The organism is Mycobacterium sp. (assembly GCF_035506235.1).
Taxonomy (GTDB): Bacteria; Actinomycetota; Actinomycetes; order Mycobacteriales; family Mycobacteriaceae; genus Mycobacterium.
This window is the reverse complement of record NZ_DATJPU010000292.1, coordinates 1-7,670: the sequence shown is the minus strand read 5'-3', so window position 1 is coordinate 7,670 and position 7,670 is coordinate 1. Positions and strand designations below refer to the sequence as shown.

At 62.1% G+C, this 7,670-nt stretch carries 3 protein-coding genes and 1 pseudogene; 1 reads left to right on the top strand and 3 read right to left on the bottom strand.

The features are described from left to right. Positions 1-136 precede the first annotated feature (136 nt). The 3 genes and pseudogenes from VMD50_RS27585 to VMD50_RS27575 all read right to left on the bottom strand — a co-directional run. Complete coding sequence (locus VMD50_RS27585; protein WP_325432773.1) at positions 137-4,354, bottom strand: LpqB family beta-propeller domain-containing protein; 4,218 nt, start codon at positions 4,352-4,354, stop codon at positions 137-139. 11 nt (positions 4,355-4,365) lie between these two features. Continuing rightward, positions 4,366-5,742 carry a toll/interleukin-1 receptor domain-containing protein gene (locus VMD50_RS27580; RefSeq protein WP_325432771.1) on the bottom strand — a complete coding sequence of 459 codons (1,377 nt, stop codon included), beginning with the start codon at positions 5,740-5,742 and terminating at the stop codon, positions 4,366-4,368. A 151-nt stretch (positions 5,743-5,893) separates the two neighbouring features. Further along, positions 5,894-6,124 (bottom strand): annotated as a pseudogene (locus tag VMD50_RS27575) (IS256 family transposase); the annotation flags it as partial. A gap of 286 nt (positions 6,125-6,410) precedes the next feature. Between VMD50_RS27575 and VMD50_RS27570 the strand changes: the two are divergent. After that, positions 6,411-6,704, top strand: a complete 294-nt coding sequence (locus tag VMD50_RS27570) for a hypothetical protein (protein ID WP_325432769.1) — start codon at positions 6,411-6,413, stop codon at positions 6,702-6,704. Positions 6,705-7,670: the final 966 nt, after the last annotated feature.

Here is a 7,670-nt window from a genome sequence, read left to right as displayed (position 1 = left end):
CTGGAACGCCGACGCCCGCCCGTTCGCCTGGACCGCCACCGCCGACGAGATCCTCGCGAAGGTCGCGATCACACAGACCAACATCCGCAAGCTCGTCGACAACAATGCGAAGTAAATACAACAGAATCACGAGACACTAGCTTTGTGGCGGCAATTTAATGACCCGGTTATTGCCGGCGTCGGTTACATACACGGTCCCATGGGTGCCCACCGCGACGGCATTAGGCTCGTTGAGCCCGGTGAAGGGAAGCGCGCTGGGCGCGGGTTGGCCCTTCGCGAGCTCCAGCACATGGTTGGAGTTGTAGCTGGCGAGATACACGTTTCCCGCCGTGTCTACTGCCACGCCCCCGGCCCCGTCGAGCCCACCGCACGGTAACTCACTCGGCGCGGTGGTGCCGGCTGGCAGCTCAAGCAGACGGTCGTTGCCTTGGTCGGTGACGAAGACGTTTCCGGTGGTGTCCACCGCAATAGTGTTGGGTACGCGTATGTCGGTAAAAGGCAGCGTCGTGGGACTTGTTGAACCCGCGGCCAGCTTGAGCACCCGCGCGTTGCCCGCATCGACGACGTACACGTTTCCCGGTGCGTCGACCGTCACGTCGCTGGGTGTGTTCAGGCCGGTGAAGGGCAGCTGGACGGCGCTGGTAGAACCGTGCGGCAGTTTGAGCACGCGGTTGTTCTCGTCCACAACGTACACGGTGCCTGCGCGGTCCACCGCGACGCCATTAGGGCCATTGAGTCCGCTGAACGGCAGCTCTGTCATGTTGGTTGCACCGGCACCGAGCTTGACTACGCGGTTGTTGCCGGTGTCGGCGACGTACACGTTGCCCGCCGCATCGACCGTGATCGCTTGAGGATGGCTGAGCCCGTGGAAGGGAAGTTCGATCTGTCTCGACGGGCCTTCGTCCGAGGCCTTCGGAAGCCCGGGGCATTGAATCGTGTAGCCGATGTCCTTGACCCAGTCACTCCACTGATGCGGGCTCAGGTTTTGGGTGAGTTTGGCGCACAGCGCATCCGACCAAGCCGCAGGCCCCGGCCATAACCGGAGGGAGTGATCGTCGGCGGAAACGATGAGGCGCCCGTCAGGGCTAAACGCCACACTCTTTATCTCTTCAGTGTGGCCGGTGAGCCGCTGCCCGATGGGTTGGCCGGTCTCGGCGTTCCACAGCCGCACCGTGCGATCTGAACTGCCGGAGACGATGAAGCGCCCGTCGGGGCTAAACGCCACACTGTTCACCGTGTAGTTGTGGCCGGTGAGCGGCTGGCCGATGGCTTTGCCGGTGTCGGCGTTCCACCGCAGCAGCATGTAGTCCAGGTACTCGTGCGTGCCACCAGCGGCGATGCGATGCCCATCTGGGCTAAAAGCCGCACTGTTAACCGAGACTGCGGGCCCGGAAAACCGAGTCGGGATGGATTGGCCGGTGTTAGGGTCCCACAAGCGGACAGTTCCGTCGCCACCAGCGGCGATGCGATGCCCATCGGGGCTAAAGGCTAGGGCGCTAATCTGGCTGCCAGTCATCAGGTCGCGGATCGGCTGTCCCGTGTCGGCGTCCCACAAATGCAGCGCACCGTCCAAACTACAGCAGGAGGCGATGCGGTGTCCGTCGGGGCTAAACGCCACATTGTGCAGATCACCGGGTTTTCCCAGGTCCATCGGCTCTCCAATGGATTGCCGTGTCTCCGCATCCCAGCGCCGCAGCATTCCGTCTGCGCTGACGGCAAGGAGGCGGCGCCCGTCCGAGCTGAACGCCAAACCCTTCACTTGGTCTGAAGTGGTAAGCGGCGCCGCCGCGGGCTTACCAGTGCCCGCATCCCACAACCGCACCGTGTTGTCGTTGCTGCCAGAAACGATGTACCGCCCGTTAGGGCTGAACGCTACTGGGCCATTCCCGTACTGGATGGGCGCCCCGTCGCGAGGTCCGATGTCGGCGCCCCACAGCCGCACCGTCGTGTCGGTGCTGCCAGAAACGATGTACCGCCCGTCGGGGCTGAACGCCACACCGGTGACCTGATTTGCGTGGCCGGTGTATGGCTGTCCGACGGGTTGGCCGGTGTCGGCGTCCCATATCCTCACCGTGTTGTCGACGCTGCCGGAGGCGATCCGATGCCCGTCGGGGCTAAACGCCACACTGTTCACCCAGTCGCGGTGGCCGGTGAGCGGGGAGCCGAGGGGTTGGCCGGTGTCGGCATCCCAGATCCACACCGTCGCGTCGCCGCTGCCGGAGGCGATCCGATGCCCGTCGGGGCTAAACGCCACACTGTTCACCCAGTTGCGGTGGCCGGTGAGCGGGGAGCCGAGGGGTTGGCCGGTGTCGGCATTCCAGATGCGCACCGTCGTGTCGGCACTGCCGGAGGCGATCCGGTGCCCGTCGGGGCTAAACGCGACACTCCGCACGGTCTGGGTGTGGCCGGTGAGCGGGGAGCCGAGGGGTTGGCCGGTGTCGGCATTCCAGATGCGCACCGTCGTGTCGACGCTGCCGGAGGCGATCCGGTGCCCGTCTGGGCTAAACGCGACACTCAGCACGGTCTGGGTGTGGCCGATCATCGGCAGCCCGATCGGTTTGCCGGTGTCGGCGGCCCACAGACTCAGTGTTCCGTCTGTGCTGCCGGCGACGATGCGGCGCCCGTCGGGACTGACCGCCACGCTCCAGACCTTGTCGGCGGCCGGGATGATCTTGAGCATGTGACGCCGCGTGAAAACCGCGTGGAACAGCGCGCCGGGATCAGCGTGATCGACCTGTGATGCCAGGAGCTCTTGGAGCGCACGCACCTCGCCGCCGGGGAGACTCCCCGCGAACATCGCCTGCCCTTCCGAAGTGAGACGCAGGTCCAAGGCTTCATGGGTTCGCGTCTGGGCCTCGTGTTTGGCTTGGGTGGCGATCCACAAGAAGTAGCCGGCCGCGACCGCGGCAATGACGGCGATCACGGCAATGATCGTGGTGACGGCTAGAACCCTTCGCAGGATGCGGGAGCGTCTCCGCAGGTCCTCTGCGTGTGCTTGTTCTCTGGCAGCAAGAGCTTCGGCGGCCTGCTGGCGTTCCTTGAGCTCCGCCTCACGCTGCGCGGCGGCTTGGCGTTCCTGCTCCGCGCGGGTGGCCAGCGCCGCCTTCTCTTCTTCTGCGCGTCGCCGGTCGCGCTGTTCGCGTACGACGCCTGTGAGGACGTCGTGGGTCAGTTCGATCCGTTGCGTGCCGTAGTGTTCCTCGAGTCGTAGCAGTCGTAAGTGGATCAGCCGGGTGAGTTCGTCGTCGGTCAGATGGTGGAACCGCAACGCATCGTCGCGGTCGTAGCTGTTGCGGAACCCCTTCTGGGTGATCAGCTCGGACTCGATGAACTCCGCCACGCGCGGCGGCAGATCACCCACACAGGACGAATAGTAGTTCGACAGGATGTCGGTTTTGGCGTCCTCGACCAGCTGTTCGTCGAAATATGACTGCCCACGCCGCTTTCGCTCCTCGTTGAGCTCGCGGCAAAATAGGCTGAGCAACGCAGGTTCCACGTCCGAAGCCTCAGCACCAGGAGGGGCGCCATCTGGCAACGCGGTATCGCGGCCGCGGTGCAACTCCTCGCCAGCGATGATGCTCACCACCCGGCGCGCCAACGCCTCCGTCATCAGGTCCGCAGCTGGCTTGTGCACCGCATCAAATGCTTCGCCTGCCCGTAAGCGACGCAGCCGCATCCGCGTGCGTGCCAGCGCTGGAATAAGCCGACACCATCCTTCGAGTTCGGGAAGAAAATCTTCCCGCAAGCTAATCAACAACTTGTAATTGAGCGACCGCAACTGAAATCGAGCGGCTACAGCCTCGTCGTCGTCGATCCGCGCGGCCAGATCGGCGGGAATGCGATTCTCGGCCAGGTCACCGAGGTCATTCCTGAACGCCCGCACGAGATCGGGCACCCGCTCACCGAGGGTAAAGAGCTCTTCGAACTGGTCGAGCACAATCACCGGCGTAAGGGGATAGTTCTGCGCACTCCAAAGCTCAAAGTCGGCGCGATGCAAGTATTCCCAAAGAGTTTCCTCATCCAACGGCAGCATCGCATCGGGCAGGTCGGCCCGAATCGAGGTTTGGATAGACTGATGGAGCTGGCGAGTAAGTGGCGGCGCATCCGGCGTGACGTCGAAGCGCACGTAGAGCGGCAGAAAGTTGCGGTCGCGCAGCAACGGAAACAGGCCCGCTCGCAGCAGCGACGTCTTGCCGAGGCCCGACCGCCCAAACAAAACTGTCACCGGTGCGTCGAGCACGTGCTTCAGCAATGATTCTGCTTCATGGTCGCGCCCGTGGAAGAACGCGCGCGCGTTTTCCTCAAACGGCTCAAGGCCCGGCCACGGGTTCTGGGCGTCGAGTTGCGTGGTCACCGTTGCACCAGTCATGCCGCACCGCTGCGCCGCATAGCACGGATCTCGTCCTTCAGCATCGCCTCCAGTTCCTTATCCGGCTCACCGGCCGGCGCGCGACCAAACTGCAAGCGCCTGAACTCATCTGGAATATGCCGATACCGACTCGGATCGCCCTGATAGTTTTCGTCGATGATCACGGGCACAATGAAGCGGCGACCCATAATGGAGTCCGATCGATCTACCGCCTTCTTCCACTCCCGGAATACGTAGCCTTCCGATACCCCCTCGGTGTTTGACGAGATGACCGGGACGAACAAGCGGACAGTTTTGCGGATCGCGGTCAAAATGTCCTGCTCCCAGACATCGCCCGGGCAGAGCCTTCGCTCGTCTAGCCAGACATCGCCGCCCAGCCCGCTGATCGTGTCGGACAGCTGCCGGGCAGCGTCGACATCCTCACGCATGTAACTGATAAAGATCGTCGGCGCGTCTGGAGCAAGAGAACTAATGGGTTCGACCCGGGCGCCTCGCCTCGCGGTGGATTGTTCCTCCCACCGTGCGCGCAACTCCGCAACAAACGCGGCCGGCGCCATCTGCAGCTGCTGGACCTGCGTCTTGCGACAGTATGTTGCGAAGAAGTTCGATAGCGACGGTTCGCTTGAAGTCGAGGAGCAGACGAAGAAGAACTGCTTGGACTCAAGCGACGACAGCCGAGTAGTGCTCTCCATACGCAGGAGAAACCGCCCGAGCCAGTCGGGAATCTCGCAGCCGACAAACAACATCGGCCGATCTTTTAGCGGGGAAGCAAGCCAGTCCGGCAGGCTCGCGGAGCCGCTGAGCAACGCATGGAGCCACTCAAGCTGGTCCTCCTCGTGGATCGCATACTGGGGGGTGGAAGTGGCTCGACCAAACAGACTGAGAACCACGGTGTCGGTTGGCGCAGCCGGTTGCGCATTTTCGTCCTGTTCGATCGTGGACTTAGACGGGGAAAACGCTATCTCACGCGTCGCCGACCTACCATGGAATCGGACCTCGTTGAGCGCCTGCGCAAGTAGCCGGTCGGGCGTCGTACTGACGAACAGGCGCAGATCAGTGATGGCGGCGAGGTCACGGAGCGCACCGCCAGGCGCCGGATTGAGCTTGAGGATGATGTCATTGATCCGGCTATACAACCGCTCGAGCTCATCTCGGCCGCGCTCTCGCAGGAATGCTGCCACCGCTTCGCCCATGGTGATCACCCCCGGTGACACCGTCAGCTGATACTTATCAACAAGGCGTTGGCCGACGAGCGTAGTAAGCGCCTGTTCGGCGCCATCGACATTGACCATCGTCAAGTCAGGCCCCACAACCGGTACCAGCACCTGCTGTCGGATATGCCCGAGCAGATCGTCCCAAAAATCCTCATTCACGCCAATGCGCTCTTTCCTCCCACGCCGCGCCTATAGCACATCATCGCGCTCGCCCTACGATACGACCTTGATATCAGTAGAAAAAACTTTTCAGATATGAGTAAAAGAACTTCTCACCGAACGAGCAATAGTCAATCTGTGGATCGGCGTGTTACGCGGCTTGAGCCTCACCTCCTGATTCGTCGGGTCGTTCGACGAGTTTGCCGTCCTTGAATTCGGCTCGGCGCGGACGAGGGGCGACCAAGTGGGGTGCGTTGACCAGCCGCCAGCGGCGCTGCGCGGACTCGATGAGTTTGAACGCCATCGCGACACCGGCCGCGCGGGAGCTGGGGCCTTTGGTGACCCCTTGCCGTAACCGAACGGTGGCGAAGGTCGATTCGATTAACCGGCCAGCGTAACCCTGTCAAGGTGATCATGTAGTAGTGGGTGCGTTTTCGAGGCTGCTGCAGTGGTATTCCAGAGCGTTGATGACGCGGTCGTCCAATGCCGCGCCAGCTGAATCGCGCAGCCGCCGCTCGCTCCAGGTCTTCGGCCGCCGCCAGTTCCTTGGCGGCTTCGTATTCGGATTGGAGATCGGCGTCAGCGAGGTATGGTGCTTACCTTAACCGCGAGATGGCCGCGCCGCGGACATGCAGCTTGTGAAACGGCTGAAGCGAGGAACAAGAATCATGTCGAATGTGCGCCGAACACTTGGCAAGGTAGTTGGCATCACAACTATCCTCACCACCGGCGTAGTCACTGCAGCACATGTGGCCAACGCCGACTATCCAGGAGTTTCCGAGTGGTATAACAACCGGGCCAGCGAGCATTTCCAGCAGTCCATCAATGTGTTGGACAGGATCTCTAACGCCATCAACGCTTATGATTTCAACGCTTTGCACTCAGCGTGTGAGGATCTGCACGATGCAAATGCGGTTTGCGCTGCGAGCAGATATGCCGAGTCCGGATCCGTCGTTGACTAAGGCAGTGCAGGACATGATTGATGACTATCATACCGCCTCCCACATCTGCCTTACTTTGGTCGCGGGTTCCGGTACGTTTCCGTGGACTATGGAGGGCTCGTATTTGGAGCAGGCGCGCCACCATTTGGAGACGGTGAAGACCATCCTCTACGCGGATATGACTCCCTGAGAAGGCAGCGATCCTAATGGGCGTAGGACAAAAATGCGTCGTAGGCGTATCGCGTCCCCGGCGCGGCTCCTGCCCGCTGCGCGGTCGTCACGCTATCCGCCCGTGCCTACGGATCAGAGGTTCGTTTTCATCCGCTCCGCATCCGCCACGCCACTCGTAGCAGGTGCCCTGAACCCTCAAGCTGAGTCCAGTTCACCCAGCTCGACCAGCCCAAACGTCTCGGTTCTGACTTCGCCTCAGCTTCACACGCGGAAGGTTGATCCGGCACGCCAAGGTGCGCTAGGCAGTCGGTTCGCCAGTCCGCACACAGTCCGCAGCACTCTCGACCACCCTCTTCAATGCTCGGCACGTTTCGGCAGCGTATTCCGTTGTGCCCGTTCGGAATACCACCGCTTGACAGCACACTTCATAAAATGCCGTCAAATCCCGTCTCCCCAGGTGGGACGCTCTCATAATCCGTTGGTCGCGGGTTCGAGTCCCGCCCGCCCTACATCAAAATAGCCGGTCAAAGGTGGTATTGGGTCGTTAGAACGACTAGTTAGGGCCGTTCATCGCGGCGTCGTCGCGGCGCGTGGCGGGATCGCGCCGTCTAGGAGTGCACGCTAGCTTAGCTACTTCGACCTGAAAAAGTCGGCGGTGGCTGAGTCGCCTGTGGTTGCAGGGCTCCGGCGTTGTTGACTTCCGGCGCTGTGGCCTGCGGTGATGGGTGTCGATAAGGCGGCGTTTCGCTGCCGGGCAGGCACGGGCTTCTCGAGGACGATGAAGTTCTTCACGCTCGATCGTCCTGTTGGAGTCGC